The following is a 14,959-nucleotide window of genomic DNA, read 5'->3' on the forward strand; positions in this document are numbered from 1 at the left end:
CGCACGCAGGAACCGGACAGCGAAGGAGGGGCCGGGGAACGAAACGTTCCCCGGCCCCTCCTCACCTCGGTACCGGTCCGCGGCCGCCCGTCAGCCGAGCGGCAGGCCGCCCTTCAGGGGCGTGGCCTTGGTCGGCAGGGTGTTGCCCTTGCCGACGGGGCCGGTGGGCAGGCTGCTGCCCGCCGCCTTCGCGGTTTCGCCGAGGAGGCCGCCGGCCTCGCCCGCCGCGACCCCGGCCGTCTTCTGGGCGGCGGGCGCCACGGTCTTGGCCACCTTGCCACCGGTCTTGCCGGCGGCCGGCACGGCCTTGTTCACGGCCTTGCCTCCGGTCTTGCCCGCGAGCTTGGTGACGTTCTGCGCCGCGTCGTCGGCGGTGTTGCCGACGCTCGCCCCGTCAAGGGTGGACAGTCCGCCGAGGTTCGGGGTGGCCGGGAGTTCGGGCGCCGCGCTCGCGGAGCCGGCCGCACCGACCACGGAGGCCGCTCCCGCTGCGGTGAGCAGCGCGGCACGGGCGATCCGGTGGGTCAGGGGGAGGGACATGGTGCTCCTTTGACGGGAGGGAACGTTGACGTGTCCGCCCGTTCCCAGGGGCTGAGCGGCTGACTCGCCGATCGACCCTTGATCGTCCGGGCTCGGACGCAGTGACTACCGCTCGAAGGCCCTGAAGGTTGCGGCTGCGCCACGTAAAGAATTGGCAATGTGTCGCATTATCGGATGCGGATGAAAACGGGCAAAGAGAATCCCGCGCGAAAGTCGGGGGAATCCTCAGAGCCCTTTGTTCCCAAGGGTTCTCACGGGTTCGCAGGGCTTCTCTCGCCGGCCCGGGTGAGGGGGCGGAAATTTGCGCACATCGTCCACCGTGCGCGCCGGACATACCCCCGGAGGGTGACGGTCGGCCACTACTGTCCAGTGACGATTCGAACTTCCGAGAGACCTGCCCGCCCGCTGCCTGCGTCGCCGCCCGCGCCGCCGTCCGCCGGTGTGCGCCACGCGCCCGCCCGGCCGCCGGCGACCCACTCCCGGCCCGCGTACGCGACGCGCTCGATGTGCAGCTCCGAGGAGTTGGCCACGGCCCAGTGCGCGAGCTCCCAGCCGCGGCGGCGGACCGAGGCCTCGGAGGCGGCGCCGGAGCCGGCGTCGGACCGCACGGGGATGGTGACGGTGTCGGCGGTGGGGGCCGTGGGCGACGGAGCGGCGGCGGTACCGGAGGCGTTCGCGGACTCGGAGGCGGACCCGGCGGTGCTCGTGGACTCGGTGGCGCCGGCGGAATCCCTGGACCGCATCTCCGTCGCGGCCGACTGGAGCACGCCGCGGCCGAAGTCCCGTACGAGCGCGGCCCGCACCGCGTCCGGGCCGCCGTTCGGGGTCGCGCCGGGGCGCCCCTCGCAGGTGAGGGTGGCCGCGGCGCGGCCGGTCAGCGCGGCGGCCAGCAGCGTGGCGTCCGGCTCGTGCTTCGCGTACGCGTCCGGGAAGCCGCTGCGCTGCACGCGCTGGGCGGCGACGGTCAGCGGCAGCCGCGTGTAGTCGGGCACCTTGGCGAGGTGCTCGTAGAACTCGCCCGCCGAGTACGTCGGGTCCATGATCTGTTTCTCGGTGCCCCAGCCCTGTGACGGGCGCTGCTGGAACAGGCCCAGCGAATCCCGGTCGCCGTGGGTGATGTTGCGCAGCGCCGACTCCTGCAGCGCGGTCGCGAGGGCGATGGCCACGGCCCGCTCGGGCATCCCGCGCGAGGTGCCCACGGCCGAGATCGTCGCGGCGTTCGTGGCCTGCTCCGGCGTGAACTCGTACGACGCGCCGTCGCCCTTCCCCGACACCACCTCGCACCGCGGGGCACCGGTGCCGCCGGTGACGTACTGCACCGCCAGGTATCCCGCGACGGAGACAAGGACGACGAGGGCCGCCCCGCGACGCAGGAGGCGGCCACGGCGACGACGAGAAGAGGGGGACGGTTCTGACACGCCTCCGAATTTATCGGAGACGCTTGTGGGCCACTGGTGCCTCTGTGATCAGAGGGGCGCGGGTGGCGAGATCCGGCCGCGGAAGGGCGTATTCCGGTGGGCGGTCGGCGCGGGTCCCGGGTGGCGTTAGGGTCGTCGGCATGGCCGACACCCCGCTTGACCTCACGCTCGACGCCGCGCGGCTGACCGCGCAGCTCGTCGACTTCCCCTCCGAGAGCGGCAGCGAGAAGCCGCTCGCGGACGCGATCGAGGGCGCGCTGCGCGCCCTGCCGCACCTGACGGTCGACCGGTACGGCAACAACGTCGTGGCCCGCACGCACCTGGGCCGTGCCGAGCGCGTGATCCTCGCCGGACACATCGACACGGTCCCCATCGCGGACAACGTGCCGTCACTGCTGGACGAGGACGGTGTGCTGTGGGGCTGCGGCACGTGCGACATGAAGTCGGGGGTGGCGGTCCAGTTGCGGATCGCCGCCACGGTCCCGGAGCCGAACCGCGATGTGACCTTCGTCTTCTACGACAACGAAGAGGTCGCCGCACATCTGAACGGCCTGAAGCATGTGGCGGAAGCCCACCCGGAGTGGCTGGAGGGCGATTTCGCGGTCCTCCTGGAACCCTCGGACGGCCAGGTCGAGGGCGGTTGCCAGGGCACCCTGAGGGTGCTGCTGAAGACGAAGGGCGAGCGAGCGCACTCGGCGCGCGGCTGGATGGGTTCCAACGCCATCCACGCGGCGGCCCCGATCCTGGCGCGGCTGGCGGCGTACGAGCCGCGCCACCCGGTGATCGACGGCCTGGAGTACCGGGAGGGCCTGAACGCGGTCGGCATCTCGGGTGGTGTGGCCGGCAACGTGATCCCCGACGAGTGCGTGGTCACGGTCAACTTCCGCTACGCGCCGGACCGTACGGAGGCCGAGGCGCTGGCCCATGTCCGCGAGGTCTTCGCGGACTGCGGGGTGGAGGAGTTCGTGGTGGACGACCACAGCGGTGCGGCGCTGCCCGGTCTGTCCCACCCGGCGGCCGCCGCCTTCATCGAGTCGGTCGGCGGCACCCCGCAGCCCAAGTACGGCTGGACGGACGTGTCCCGCTTCAGCGCGCTCGGCGTCCCCGCCGTGAACTACGGCCCGGGCAACCCGCACCTGGCCCACAAGCGCGACGAGCGGGTCGAGACGGCGAAGATCCTCGCGGGGGAGGAGCGCCTGAGGGAGTGGCTGACGTCCTGACGCTCCTCCGGTGGTCTCCTCGCACGACCGTCCGACGGACTCCCTGTACGACCCGCTCAGGCCTCCACGTACGGGTCCGCCGCCGTCCGTGGGCCGCGGCGGTTCGTGGCGGACATGCCCACGTCCCCCGTCCTTAACCCGCGTGGATCTACGCTGAGGCGGAACGACCAGCACGGCGGAGGGAGCGCACATGGCTACCGGTAACCCGGAGGGCAAGAAGCAGCCACCGGAGGAGCAGCGATTGGGTCCCGTGCTGCGCAGGCGCGGTCAGGTGCAGGCGAGCACGACGGACCAGCGGCTGCTGGACGCGGGCGGACCCTCCGACTGGGTCCACACCGATCCCTGGCGGGTCCTGCGCATCCAGTCGGAGTTCATCGAGGGCTTCGGCACACTGGCGGAGCTCCCACCCGCGATCAGCGTGTTCGGCTCGGCGCGGACTCCGGCGGACTCTCCCGAGTACGAGGCGGGAGTCGCCCTCGGGCGAGGCCTGGTCGACGCGGGCTTCGCCGTCATCACCGGTGGCGGTCCGGGCGCCATGGAGGCGGCCAACAAGGGGGCCGTCGAGGCCAGGGGCATCTCGGTCGGCCTCGGCATCGAGCTCCCCTTCGAACAGGGACTGAACCCCTACGTCGACATCGGCCTCAACTTCCGCTACTTCTTCGTCCGGAAGATGATGTTCGTCAAGTACGCGCAGGGATTCGTGGTCCTGCCGGGCGGGCTCGGCACCCTCGACGAGCTCTTCGAGGCCCTGACCCTGGTCCAGACCCAGAAGGTCACGCGCTTCCCCATCGTCCTCTTCGGCACCGCGTACTGGGGCGGCCTCGTCGACTGGCTCCGGAACACCCTCGTCGCCCAGGGCAAGGCCTCGGAGAAGGACCTGCTCCTGTTCCACCTGACCGACGACGTGGACGAGGCGGTGGCCCTGGTGTCGAAGGAGGCGGGCCGGTAGGAGACCGGGGATCGTTCACACGCCGGAGGGGCTGGTTTTCCAGCCCCTCCGGCGTTTGAGGAGCGGGGGTCAGGGGGCGGAGCCCCCTGGGCCGGGGCCGAAGGGGCGGAGCCCCCTGGGGATGGGACGGGTAGGGGCGGCGGGGGCGAGGAAACCGCCCGCCGACCTACGCCAGCCCTCGCCGGGCAACGGCCGGGGCGCGGTGCCCGGCGATCGTCGCCACCATGTCCAGCACCTGACGGGTCTCCGCGACCTCGTGCACCCGGTACACCTGCGCCCCCAGCCACGCCGACACCGCCGTGGTCGCCAGCGTCCCGACCACCCGCTCCTTCACCGGCTTGTCCAGCGTCTCCCCGACGAAGTCCTTGTTGGACAGGGACACGAGCACCGGCCACCCCGTGGCGACCATCTCGCCCAGCCGCCGGGTCGCCTCCAGACTGTGCCGCGTGTTCTTGCCGAAGTCGTGCCCGGGATCGATGAGCACCGCCTCCCGGGGCACCCCGAGGGCCACCGCACGCTCGGCCAGCCCCACGGTCACCCGCAGGATGTCGGCCATGATGTCGTCGTAGGCGACGCGATGAGGGCGCGTACGCGGCTGGGCACCGCCCGCGTGGGTACACACCAGTCCCGCCCCGTACCGCGCCGCGACCTCCGCCAGCCGGGGGTCCACCCCGCCCCACGCGTCGTTGAGCAGATCCGCCCCCGCCTCGCAGACCGCCTCACCCACGTCGTGCCGCCATGTGTCGACGCTGATGACGACATCGGGGAACCGACGCCGGACCTCCGCGACGAAGCCCACGGTGCGCCTGGCCTCCTCCTCGGCCGTCACCTCTTCGCCGGGCCCGGCCTTGACCCCGCCGATGTCGATGATCGCGGCGCCCTCGGCCACCGCCTGCTCCACGCGCGCGAGTGCGGGCTCGTCCTGGAAGGTGGCCCCCTGGTCGTAGAAGGAGTCGGGGGTCCGGTTCACGATCGCCATGATCACCGGCTCGTGCGTGCCGAATTCACGCCTGCCCAGCCTGAGCATCCCCTGTGACCTCTTCCAGTACGTCCCGCTGCTTAGCCGCCTGTGACCTTAACTGTCAGACTCGCATGGCACGATCGGAGCCGGACACATTCGACTTCGACTTCCGTGCCGGCGCACAGCGCGTCGCCCACTCGGCACCGGCCGAGGCGCCCCGACAGGCGCGGCGGCGCGGCACGATAGAAGGGGCACCTCAGCGATGTTCATGTTCCTGTTCCTGGTCGTCGCGCTGGCCGTCGTGGTCGGCGCGGTGACGCTCGCCGTGGTGGGCGGCGGCGAGAGCGCCACGCTCCCCGAGGCCGGGCCCGAGCGGTTCGAGGACCCCCTGCCGCAGGGCCGCCCGGTGAACCGCGCGGACGTGGAGACGCTCCGCTTTCCCGTCGGCGTGCGCGGCTACCGCATGGCGGACGTGGACGACGCCCTCGGCCGCCTCGGCGCCGAGCTCTCCGAGCGGGACAGCAGGATCGCCGAACTGGAGGCCGCCCTCGCCGCCGCCCACGCGACGACGGGCCCGCCCTCCACCTCGCTGCACAAGCCGGAGGAGGGGGAGCACCAGTGAGCGGCGGCGCGACCGCGGGTCCCGACGGCAGGCTGCGCTGCCCGTGGGCCCTGTCGACCGAGGACTACGTGGCGTACCACGACGAGGAGTGGGGCCGTCCGGTCCACGGCGACGACGCCCTGTTCGAGCGGCTCTCCCTGGAGGCCTTCCAGTCCGGGCTCTCCTGGATCACCATCCTCCGCCGCCGCCCCGGCTTCCGGGCCGCCTTCGCCGACTTCAAGATCGCCTCGGTGGCGACGTTCACCGACGACGACCGTGCCCGCCTTCTCGCCGACGCCGGCATCATCCGCAACCGCGCCAAGGTCGACGCGACCCTCGCCAACGCGCGCGTGCTGGCCGAGTGGTCCCCGGGCGAGCTGGACGAGTTGATCTGGTCCCACACCCCCGATGCGACCCGACCAGCCCCGAGGACACTCACCGACGTCCCGGCCATCACGGACGAGTCGACGGCCCTGTCGAAGGCCCTCAAGAAGCGGGGCCTGCGCTTCGTGGGCCCCACGACGGCATACGCGCTGATGCAGGCGTGCGGCCTGGTCGACGACCACTTGGCGGACTGCACGGCAAGAGGACGCTGAGCTGTCGCCCCGGCGCGGCGCGGTCCGGCCTGAGCCGTGCCGTGCCGGGGCGGAGCAACCGGGCCGGAGCCCCGGGGTCGCCCCGCGCCCGACCCCCTCCCCGGCCCTCACCGTCCCAGGTACTTCGGCTTCTCCTTGTTGACGAACGCCTGCACCGCGATCCCGTGGTCCTCCGAGGAGCCCGCCCGCGTCTGCAGCTCGTCCTCCTTCTCCAGCGCCTCCTCCAGCGAGTGCGACTGCCCGTACGCGACGGCTTCCTTCAGCGCCGCGTACGCCAGCGTCGGGCCCTCGGCCAGCGCCCGGGCCACCTTCCCCGCCTCGGCCCGCAGCTCGGCCGCCGGGACGACCCGTCCCGCGATGCCCAGCTCGTACGCCTCCTGGGCCTTGATACTGCGCGGGAAGAGCAGCAGGTCGGTGGCGCGCCCCGGGCCGACGACCCGCGGCAGGGTCCACGAGACACCGGAGTCGGCGGTCAGCGCGACCCCGGCGAACGACGTGTTGAAGGACGCCGTGTCCGCGACGACCCGGTAGTCCGCGGCGAGCGCGAAACCGAAGCCCGCCCCGGCCGCGACCCCGTTCACCGCGGCCACCACGGGCTTCGCCATCCCGGCCAGCGCCCGCACGATCGGGTTGTAGTGCTCGCGTACGGTGCTCATGGTCTGGCCGGAGCCGGTCTCGCGGTCCGCCGTCAGCAGCCCGATGTGCTCCTTGAGGTCCTGCCCCACACAGAACGCACGGTCCCCGGCGGCCGTCAGCAGCACGGCCCGTACGGCGTCGTCGGCGGCGGCGGACCGCACGGCCTCCCGGAGGGCGACCTTGGTCTCGACGTTCAGCGCGTTCATCGCCTCCGGGCGGTTCAGCGTGATCGTCGCCAGTCCGTCACTCACTTCGTAGAGCACGGTGTCGGCCATGTCGGTTCCCCTCCGTGTCGCGGCTCCGGCGTACCGAGCGGTACGCCCCTGTGTCATCGCACAGCATGGCGGAGATCACCGGCGGTGGCGCGGGCACGACATGTGACCTGCGTCAAAGAATTCCGGCCGGTGGAACTCCGGAAGATCTCCCTGCGGTCGCGCAGTATCGCAGTCACATCGCCGAATTGAGTGGTTTTGCTCGCGTGCGTTGCCCAAGCGATGCCGACTGATGTTGGTCATCGGGTCCTGAGATGCGGGATAATGGCTTGGAAGCAATGTGTTCGATGCCGGTGTCGCGTGTCCGAGTAAAGAGCGCGCGTGCCCTTCAAGGGGCCGTCGGCTGACGGTGAGCTGGTTTCAGGAAGGGGAACGAGCATGGCGGCCATGAAGCCGCGGACGGGCGACGGCCCGCTCGAGGTGACCAAGGAGGGGCGGGGCATCGTCATGCGCGTTCCGCTCGAAGGCGGCGGTCGGCTCGTCGTCGAGCTGACCCCTGACGAGGCCGATGCCCTGGGCGACGCCCTCAAGAAGGTCGTCGGCTGACGCTGGGAAGCGACCATACCCTTTCAACTGCCCCGGTACCGAACGCGCGGTGCCGGGGCAGTTGTTTGTCCGGAGCGTTCTCCGGAGTGACTGTTCCGGGGGCCGGTTCCGCCCGTGGCACGTGACGCCGCCCCCGACGCCGCCCGCTACACGGTCAGTTGTCGACCTGTGGTCACCGCTTGACCGCGCACAGCAGCCCGTCACCCACGGGCAGCAGCGACGGCAGCAGGTCCTGGCTCTCGCGGACCGTGCGCAGCAGCTCGCGGATGCGTATGACCTCCGTGGGCTGAGGGCCCGAGTCGACGGTCCGGCCGTTGGCGAAGACACCCTCGAAGACCACCAGGCCTCCGGGGCGGAGCAGGCGCAACGATTCAGCGAGGTACTCCATGTACTCCAGCCGGTCACCGTCACAGAAGACGAGGTCGTAGCCGGCGTCGGCGAGCCGGGGGAGTACGTCCAGGGCCCGGCCCGGGATGAAACGGGCCCGGTTGCTGGCGAAGCCGCACGCGCGGAAGGCCTGCCGTGCGAACTGCTGGTGCTCCGGCTCCGGATCCACGGTGGTCAGCACCCCGTCCGGCCGCATACCGTGCAGGAGATGGATCCCGGAGACGCCGGTCCCGGTCCCGATCTCCGCCACGGCCTTCGCGTCCACGGTGGCGGCAAGCAACCGCAGCGCGGCGCCCGTGCTGGGCGACACCGAGCGCAGCCCTGCCTCGCGGGCCCGGTCACGGGCCCAGTGCAGCGCTTCGTCCTCGGCGACAAAGGCGTCGGCGAACGCCCAGCTCGTCTGCCGGTTGCCGGTAATGACCCTCTCCTGTCCCCGTGGTTGCCTCGGCGTGACTGTATCCGTTGGCGTCGGGAACCCGCAGATGGGACCGGTCGTTTAGAGGGGGTGGGAAAGACAGCGGGGGGTACTGGATGGATCAGGACGCCGAGCAAGTGCAGACGCAGGCCCATCAGCCATGTCAGCGTGTATCAAAATCTCGGAAAACCGCTTATCCGGAGCTAACGGGCGAGGTGGCTATGGTAGGGGCTCCACTGGACACCACCAGAGCCGACAGGGGAGGTGCGGCTGCGCCTGGAGATCGGAGAGGAGTGCTGCGGCGCTTCCTCGGATCGGCAGGCAGGCCGAAATCCGTGAACGACACCGCTGACCGCAACCACGCCGCTGACTTCACCCAGACCGCGACCTTCTCCACCGACGCGGACGGGCAGGCGTGGACTCCGCCCACCTGGGAGGAGATCGTCAGCACGCACAGCGGCCGCGTCTACCGACTGGCGTACCGCCTGACTGGAAACCAGCACGACGCGGAGGACCTCACGCAGGAGGTCTTCGTCCGCGTCTTCCGCTCCCTGTCCACCTACACGCCGGGTACCTTCGAAGGCTGGCTGCACCGCATCACCACGAACCTCTTCCTGGACATGGTGCGCCGCAAGCAGCGCATCCGCTTCGACGCGCTCGGCGAGGACGCTGCCGAGCGGCTGCCCAGCCGTGAGCCGTCCCCGCAGCAGGTCTTCAACGACTCGCACTTCGACGCGGACGTCCAGCAGGCCCTCGACACCCTCGCGCCCGAGTTCCGCGCCGCCGTGGTGCTCTGCGACATCGAAGGACTGTCGTACGAGGAGATCGCCGCGACCCTCGGCGTCAAGCTCGGCACGGTCCGTTCCCGGATCCACCGCGGCCGCTCCCAGCTGCGCAAGGCCCTGGCGCACCGTTCGCCGGAGGCCCGTGCGGAGCGCCGGGGATTCGTGGTCGGAGTGCCCGCGCTGGGAGGAGGGGGCGCGACCGCGTGAGTGGATCACGACCGAATCCCGGCGAACGGTGCGTCGCCGACCAGCATCTTGGGGACCGACTCTCCGCCCTGGTGGACGGAGAGCTCGGTCATGACTCGCGTGAGCGTGTCCTGGCTCACCTCGCCACCTGTGCGAAGTGCAAGGCCGAGGCGGACGCCCAGCGCCAGCTGAAGAACGTGTTCGCGGAGGCAGCCCCTCCACCGCCCTCCGAGAGCTTCCTGGCCCGCCTCCAGGGGCTTCCCGGCGGAGGCGACCTCGACGGCCGTGGCTCGCCGCTGGGCGGGGGAGGCTTCGGCGGAAGACTTCCGGGCTCGGGCGGACGCGCGGGGCTCCCCGGCGACCCCAGGGTCGCCGGAGGCCCCGGTGTGTTCGGGGTGAGCGGCGACTCCTTCGGATACGTCCCGTCGGGGCCGCACGCCGGTGTGCTGTCGCCGTCGGAGGAGCGCGGCCTGTTCGGTGGCCGCGGGCTCACCGGGGGACGGAGTTTCTTCGGTGACCGGAGCCCCTCCGGTGGGCGGAGTTTCCTGGACGATCGGGGCCCGGTCCTGCCCGAGCTCGCCGGAACCGACGGGAGCGGGCACGCCCGGGGCGCGCAGACCATCGGACCCGTTGCCGACGAAGGCGACAACGGACAGCGTGGCTTCCGCATCCACCACGTCGGGCGTCACGACGCCGAGCGGCAGGCCTCGCGGGGCCTGCGTTTCGCCTTCGTCGCGGCCGGGGCGGTGTCGCTGGCCGCCATCGCGCTGGGCGGTGTGTCCGCCGGCGGGCCCGCCGACACCGCGGAGGCACGCGGCGGTTCCGGTTCGGGGAGCAATGTGACGCCGATGCGGGCGCCCGGTTCGGGCACCACCACCGTCCCCGAGTCACAGCGCCGTCGGGGATCCGTGGCACCGTTGCTGGGACAGGGCCAGGGGTCGATGCGAGACGTCCCCATGGCGCCCACCGAGGTGTCCGCACCCCTGCTGCCCGGAGTCCCCGCTCCGGCCGGCCAGGGCCAGCAGGCCGCGCATCCGCCGACCGCACCCGTGGTGGCCGGCGCGGCCGCGATGTCCCCGCTCATACGGCCGCTCCCGGTGCACCCACAGGTGCTGTCCGCAGAGTGGCCGACGACACCGGGGCTCACCACCCCGGGCCTGCTGACCGCCCCCGCCGCGATCACGTCCCCCACACCCATCCCTCCCGCGGTCCCCTGACCCCCGTCCACTGCGCCGCGGCCCGTGAACCTGGTTGAATCCATGCTGGGCCGCGTCCGCCGGGGTGACCCCGGACGCGGAGTCGACGATCCGTGATGACCGCCGGCGAGTCGTGCCGCGGGCCAGGTGTGGGGAGAGCATGAACCAGGGGAAGCCCACGAAGGCGAAGTGGTGGAGCCGCCCCCGAGCCCAGGGCACGGGGGCCGACCTGACGCCGGAGCACATGACTGCGGTGAGAGCCCCGTCGGGGCCGGAAGACGGCCGGGGTGCGGAGGCGGGCCTCAGGGGCGGCAACGAGGGCCCGACAGAGGGTTCCTTGGCCGGCCAGGGTGAGGCGGCGGCGAGTTCGGCGGCGGTTCAGGACGGCGTGGCCGGTCCGGCGGAGGCGAGTGCGGCGGTGACGGTGAGGGCGGGAGCAACTGACGCCGGCGGCGGCGACGATGGTGGCGACTTCGAGTTGCGGCGCCCGGACGAGGCGGCTCCCGACGACGCTGCGGCGACCGACGGCGACTTCGAGCTGGCCCGGCCCGAGGGCAGGGCTGTGCGGGGCGAGAGCCGTGCTGCGGTGGTGCGTGAAGAGCGAGGCGGTGAGGGCGACTTCGAGCTCGAACGGCCGGTTGCTGCCGTGACGCGTGCGTCTGAGCCTATGCCCGCGTCCGTACCAGCACCTTTGCCCGCGCCCGGTTCCGAGCCCGCGTCCCTGCCTGTGCCCGATTCCAGGCCCGAGTCCGTGTCCGGTGCGGTGACCGAGGCGAGCAGCGTGGCCGAGGCCGCGGGCCGGCCCGTACCCACCGATGCCGTACCGGCGAGCGCAGCGCCCGCCGGCGACGCGACCTCCCGCCCCATACCCGAAGCCGACCTACCCCGGGGCAGCGAGGAAGGCGCCCGTGCGGACGCCCCCGCAGGCGTCTTCGGAGAGCGGCCCAAGCCGCTGCACGACCCCGATCCCTACAGCACCCCGCCCTACGGCGAGCCGGGGCCGTGGGCGCCCGCGCCGCCGGTTCAGCACCCGGGAACTCCCGCGCACGGCACGGCCGTTCCGCGGATGGCCCCGCCCCACGGAGTGTCCGCCGCTGCGGCGCAGCCTCCGGCGCCCGTGGTGCCCGGCCCGGCCGTCAGCGCGGCCCATGGCGCGACCATGCCGCCCCCTTCCCCTCAGCCCCCGGCCCCGCCCGAGCAGGGAGGTACCCCCGTCACCAGCGGCACACCGGCCCCGGCGCAAGGCCCAGGGGTGGCGGCCCCCGCTCCGGCCCCCGCCCAGGAGGCCACGCACCCCGGGGCTCCCCCAGCCGCCCGCGGCCCACACCGCGCCCCCGCCCCGCGACCCCTGGCAGAACTACGACCCCTGGGCGGCCGCCTCCGGGCCGCTCCAGCAGAACGGTGCCGCGGTCCAGAGCAAGGACCAGCGGCGCAAGCGGGCGCGAAAGGTCCTCGTCCTGGGCGCCCTGGTGCTCGCGCTCGGGGCAGGCGGGATCGGCGGAGCCGTCGGCTCCTATCTGGAGCGGAACGGCGGGATCGGGAACGTGGAGCTGCCCCAGGGCGGGGACGACGCCAAGGGCCGCGCGCCCGACAGCGTCGCCGGGATCGCGGCCAGCGCGCTGCCCAGCGTGGTCACCCTGCACGTGAGCGGCGCGGACGCGCAGGGCACCGGCACCGGCTTCGTGCTCGACAAGCGAGGGCACATCCTCACCAACAACCACGTCGTGGAACCCGCCGGCGGCGACGGCCAGATCTCCGTGACCTTCAGTGGCGGCGAGACCGCCAAGGCCACCGTCGTCGGCCGGGACACCGGCTACGACCTCGCTGTGGTCAAAGTCACGGGCGTGAGCGGACTCAAGCCGCTGCCCCTCGGCAACTCCGACAACGTTCAGGTCGGCGACCCCGTCGTCGCCATCGGGGCCCCCTTCGAGCTGTCCAACACCGTCACCTCGGGCATCATCAGCGCCAAGGAGCGGCCCATCACGGCGGGCGGAGAGAAGGGCGACGGCAGCGACGTCAGTTACGTGGACGCGCTGCAGACCGACGCCCCGATCAACCCGGGCAACTCCGGTGGCCCCCTCGTCGACGCGAGCGCCCGCGTGATCGGCATCAACAGCGCGATCCGCTCCGCCGGCACCGGCTCCGACCCGGAGGGCGGGCAGGCCGGTTCGATAGGACTCGGCTTCGCCATCCCCATCAACCAGGGCAAGCGCGTCGCCGAGGAACTGATCAACACGGGCAGGGCGACCCACCCCGTCATCGGCGTCACCCTCGACATGGACTACGCGGGGGACGGCGCGCGGGTAGGCACCGAGAACAACGACGGCGGGCCCCCGGTCAACGTCGGCGGCCCCGGGCACAAGGCCGGCATCAAGGCGGGCGACGTCATCACCGAGGTCGGCGGACAGCGCATCCACTCGGGCGAGGAACTCATCGTCAAGATCCGCGCCCACCGCCCCGGCAACCGGCTGGAACTCACCCTTCAGCGCGACGGCCGGGCCAGGAATGTCACCCTGACTCTCGGCTCCTCCGGCGGCTGAGCGGGGCGGGCACGATGGACAGCAGCTTCACAGCACACACCTCGAACCACCTCTGAACGGTGAACTTCGCGCAAAACCGGCCCTGTACACGCATCCCGGAGCGCCGCGACAGTACCGGACGGACAGGAACGCCGGGTACCGTGGACCCGGCCCGGACCACGGAAGACACCACGGAACGACCCCGAGGGCCGACGGACAGGGCCAAGGACATCGCAAGGAGCTTCAGGTGTTCAATGACATAGGACCGCTAGAGCTGGTGACGATCGTCGTCCTCGCCGTGCTCGTTTTCGGCCCGGAGAAGCTCCCGAAGATGATCCAGGATGTCACGCGTACCATCCGCAAGATCCGCGACTTCTCCGAGAGTGCGAAACAGGACATCCGGCAGGAGCTCGGCCCCGAGTTCAAGGACTTCGAGTTCGAGGACCTCAACCCCAAGACGTTCATCCGCAAGCAGCTGGACAACGACGAGCTGGGCATCAAGGAGATCCGGAACGGCTTCGACCTGAAGAAGGAAATGGCCGAGATCACGGACGCGGTGAACGGCCGTGAGGCCGAGGCGTCCGCGGACGCCTCCGTCGGGTCGTCCGGCGGCAGCGGCGGCACCGTCGACCTGACCAAGAAGCCCCAGACGACCCAGCCGGTCGAGCGCCCGCCCTTCGACATGGACGCCACCTGAGCCGTACGCCACCCGAGTTGGACACGAGCGGTACCCGGGTCGCAGGAAGAGCCGCACACGGGGCCGTACGAGGGGCCGTACACCCCCTCCGACGTGACGCGAGTCATACGCGCACAGCCCCTCGTACGGCGTGAACCAGCCCCGTGCGCGCCTCGCGCGCCGGGCGCTTTCCCTGCTGCTCGCAGCGCTGTGGCTATGCTGCCCAGTTGATGTGCGGACCGTATGCGTGTGAGCGACGACGCCCGAGGGGGGCGGGCCGCTCCGGTCCGCCGAGAGCGAGGAGGCGTCGGGGCACATGGAGACGACGAGGGTAGGCGCGCAGGCGCCGGTCGCGGAGGACGGACAACCGGGTCCCTCCGCCCGGCGCACGGTCGACAGCTACCTGCGGGCGCCCTTCCCGTGGTACGGCCTCGACGAGGCCTTCACGGGGCCGCGCCGGCTGGTGCAGGTGGGTACGGCGGCCGACGGCGCCGTGGAGTACGGATCGATCGGGCACGGTGACGAACCCTCGATCCGCAACGAGGGCTCCGGCGAGGACGGCAGGGAGCGCTTCGCGATCGTGGTCACGGTCGCCGCGAACCCCGTACGGCGGAGCGCCGACGGCACGGGGGTCATGGAGGCCACCACGGTCTCCTCGGCGGCCTGGCTGGCCGGTGTGGGGCTGCTGTCGTTCACCTGGCCCGGCCAGATCGACCACACCCTGCGGGACGACTGGCTGGACCAGCAGACCGAGACGGCCTGGGTCCTCGCGGACGATCTGGACGGCCCCGACTGGACCACGCTCTCCCTCCCCGTGGACGGCGTCCCCACGCCCTTCCACTACCGGGAGTCCGAGTTCGGCTGGGTCCTCGCGGGCTCGACGCCGGAGGGCGTCCATGTGGGTGCGTACGGCAGGGGGATGAGTGCGTACGGGCTGGGCTTCGCCGTGATCAAGGACATCGGGGCGTACGAGTAACCTGCGGCGCGCAGCCGAGGGGGCGCCGCCCTGGTACGGCGCCCCTTTCTGGTGCGGGTGCTCTTGGACTGCTCGCGCCC

The 14,959-nt window shown here is 72.0% G+C and carries 15 protein-coding genes and 1 pseudogene; 11 read left to right on the plus strand and 5 right to left on the minus strand.

The annotated features are described in order from the left end of the window. Window positions 1–90: 90 nt before the first annotated feature. A complete protein-coding gene (locus tag E0500_RS15575) occupies window positions 91–540 on the minus strand; it encodes an ATP-binding protein (RefSeq protein WP_131569193.1) in 450 nt (149 codons plus the stop codon). Window positions 541–899: 359 nt separating this feature from the next. Beyond that, entirely contained in the window at window positions 900–1,958 is a 1,059-nt protein-coding gene (locus E0500_RS15580) for a heavy metal transporter (RefSeq protein ID WP_131569195.1), read from the minus strand. A 140-nt stretch (window positions 1,959–2,098) separates the two neighbouring features. Here E0500_RS15580 and dapE point away from each other — a divergent pair, with 140 nt between their 5' ends. Together dapE and E0500_RS15590 are read left to right on the plus strand one after the other, a co-directional pair. Further along, on the plus strand, window positions 2,099–3,178 hold the full coding sequence (gene dapE / locus E0500_RS15585) for a succinyl-diaminopimelate desuccinylase (protein ID WP_131569196.1): 1,080 nt from the start codon (window positions 2,099–2,101) through the stop codon (window positions 3,176–3,178). Window positions 3,179–3,368: 190 nt separating this feature from the next. Further along, window positions 3,369–4,127, plus strand: a complete 759-nt coding sequence (locus E0500_RS15590; protein ID WP_131569198.1) for a TIGR00730 family Rossman fold protein — start codon at window positions 3,369–3,371, stop codon at window positions 4,125–4,127. A 166-nt stretch (window positions 4,128–4,293) separates the two neighbouring features. Here E0500_RS15590 and folP read toward each other — a convergent pair whose 3' ends face one another. Then, window positions 4,294–5,154, minus strand: a complete 861-nt coding sequence (gene folP / locus E0500_RS15595; RefSeq protein ID WP_131571913.1) for a dihydropteroate synthase — start codon at window positions 5,152–5,154, stop codon at window positions 4,294–4,296. A gap of 196 nt (window positions 5,155–5,350) precedes the next feature. Between folP and E0500_RS15600 the strand changes: the two genes are divergently transcribed. Both E0500_RS15600 and E0500_RS15605 read left to right on the plus strand, forming a co-directional pair. After that, on the plus strand, window positions 5,351–5,710 hold the full coding sequence (locus tag E0500_RS15600) for a DivIVA domain-containing protein (RefSeq protein ID WP_131571914.1): 360 nt from the start codon (window positions 5,351–5,353) through the stop codon (window positions 5,708–5,710). Then, window positions 5,707–6,285 (plus strand): DNA-3-methyladenine glycosylase I, encoded by a 579-nt coding sequence (locus tag E0500_RS15605; protein ID WP_131571915.1) that lies wholly within the window; start codon window positions 5,707–5,709, stop codon window positions 6,283–6,285. Before E0500_RS15600 ends, E0500_RS15605 begins: the two co-directional genes overlap by 4 nt. Before the next feature lie 107 nt (window positions 6,286–6,392). On the opposite strand, the gene E0500_RS15610 is transcribed toward E0500_RS15605, so the two are convergent. Then, window positions 6,393–7,196: an enoyl-CoA hydratase/isomerase family protein gene (locus E0500_RS15610; protein WP_131571916.1), complete on the minus strand. Its 804-nt coding sequence runs from the start codon at window positions 7,194–7,196 to the stop codon at window positions 6,393–6,395. Window positions 7,197–7,261: 65 nt separating this feature from the next. Between E0500_RS15610 and E0500_RS15615 the strand changes: the two genes are divergently transcribed. Both E0500_RS15615 and E0500_RS15620 read left to right on the plus strand, forming a co-directional pair. Further along, window positions 7,262–7,426, plus strand: coding sequence for a hypothetical protein (locus E0500_RS15615; protein ID WP_165935253.1), 165 nt, complete (start codon window positions 7,262–7,264; stop codon window positions 7,424–7,426). Between the two features lie 145 nt (window positions 7,427–7,571). Next, entirely contained in the window at window positions 7,572–7,739 is a 168-nt protein-coding gene (locus E0500_RS15620) for a DUF3117 domain-containing protein (RefSeq protein ID WP_003966491.1), read from the plus strand. A gap of 172 nt (window positions 7,740–7,911) precedes the next feature. Here the strand turns inward: E0500_RS15620 and E0500_RS15625 are convergent, their stop codons facing one another. Beyond that, on the minus strand, window positions 7,912–8,610 hold the full coding sequence (locus E0500_RS15625) for an O-methyltransferase (RefSeq protein WP_131571917.1): 699 nt from the start codon (window positions 8,608–8,610) through the stop codon (window positions 7,912–7,914). Window positions 8,611–8,834: 224 nt separating this feature from the next. On the opposite strand from E0500_RS15625, the gene sigE reads away from it, so the two are divergent. From sigE to E0500_RS15650, 5 genes and pseudogenes are all read left to right on the plus strand, one after another. Further along, window positions 8,835–9,533: an RNA polymerase sigma factor SigE gene (gene sigE / locus E0500_RS15630; protein ID WP_131571918.1), complete on the plus strand. Its 699-nt coding sequence runs from the start codon at window positions 8,835–8,837 to the stop codon at window positions 9,531–9,533. After that, window positions 9,530–10,729, plus strand: coding sequence for a zf-HC2 domain-containing protein (locus tag E0500_RS15635; RefSeq protein ID WP_181587016.1), 1,200 nt, complete (start codon window positions 9,530–9,532; stop codon window positions 10,727–10,729). Before sigE ends, E0500_RS15635 begins: the two co-directional genes overlap by 4 nt. 646 nt (window positions 10,730–11,375) lie before the next feature. Further along, a pseudogene (locus E0500_RS15640) lies at window positions 11,376–13,248 on the plus strand (trypsin-like peptidase domain-containing protein). Window positions 13,249–13,474: 226 nt separating this feature from the next. Next, a complete protein-coding gene (locus E0500_RS15645; RefSeq protein ID WP_131569697.1) occupies window positions 13,475–13,924 on the plus strand; it encodes a sec-independent translocase in 450 nt (149 codons plus the stop codon). 295 nt (window positions 13,925–14,219) lie between these two features. Beyond that, window positions 14,220–14,879, plus strand: a complete 660-nt coding sequence (locus E0500_RS15650; RefSeq protein WP_131569695.1) for a hypothetical protein — start codon at window positions 14,220–14,222, stop codon at window positions 14,877–14,879. Window positions 14,880–14,959: the final 80 nt, after the last annotated feature.

The sequence above is a fragment of the Streptomyces sp. KM273126 genome (genome assembly GCF_004337435.2).
Lineage (GTDB): Bacteria > Actinomycetota > Actinomycetes > Streptomycetales > Streptomycetaceae > Streptomyces > Streptomyces acidicola.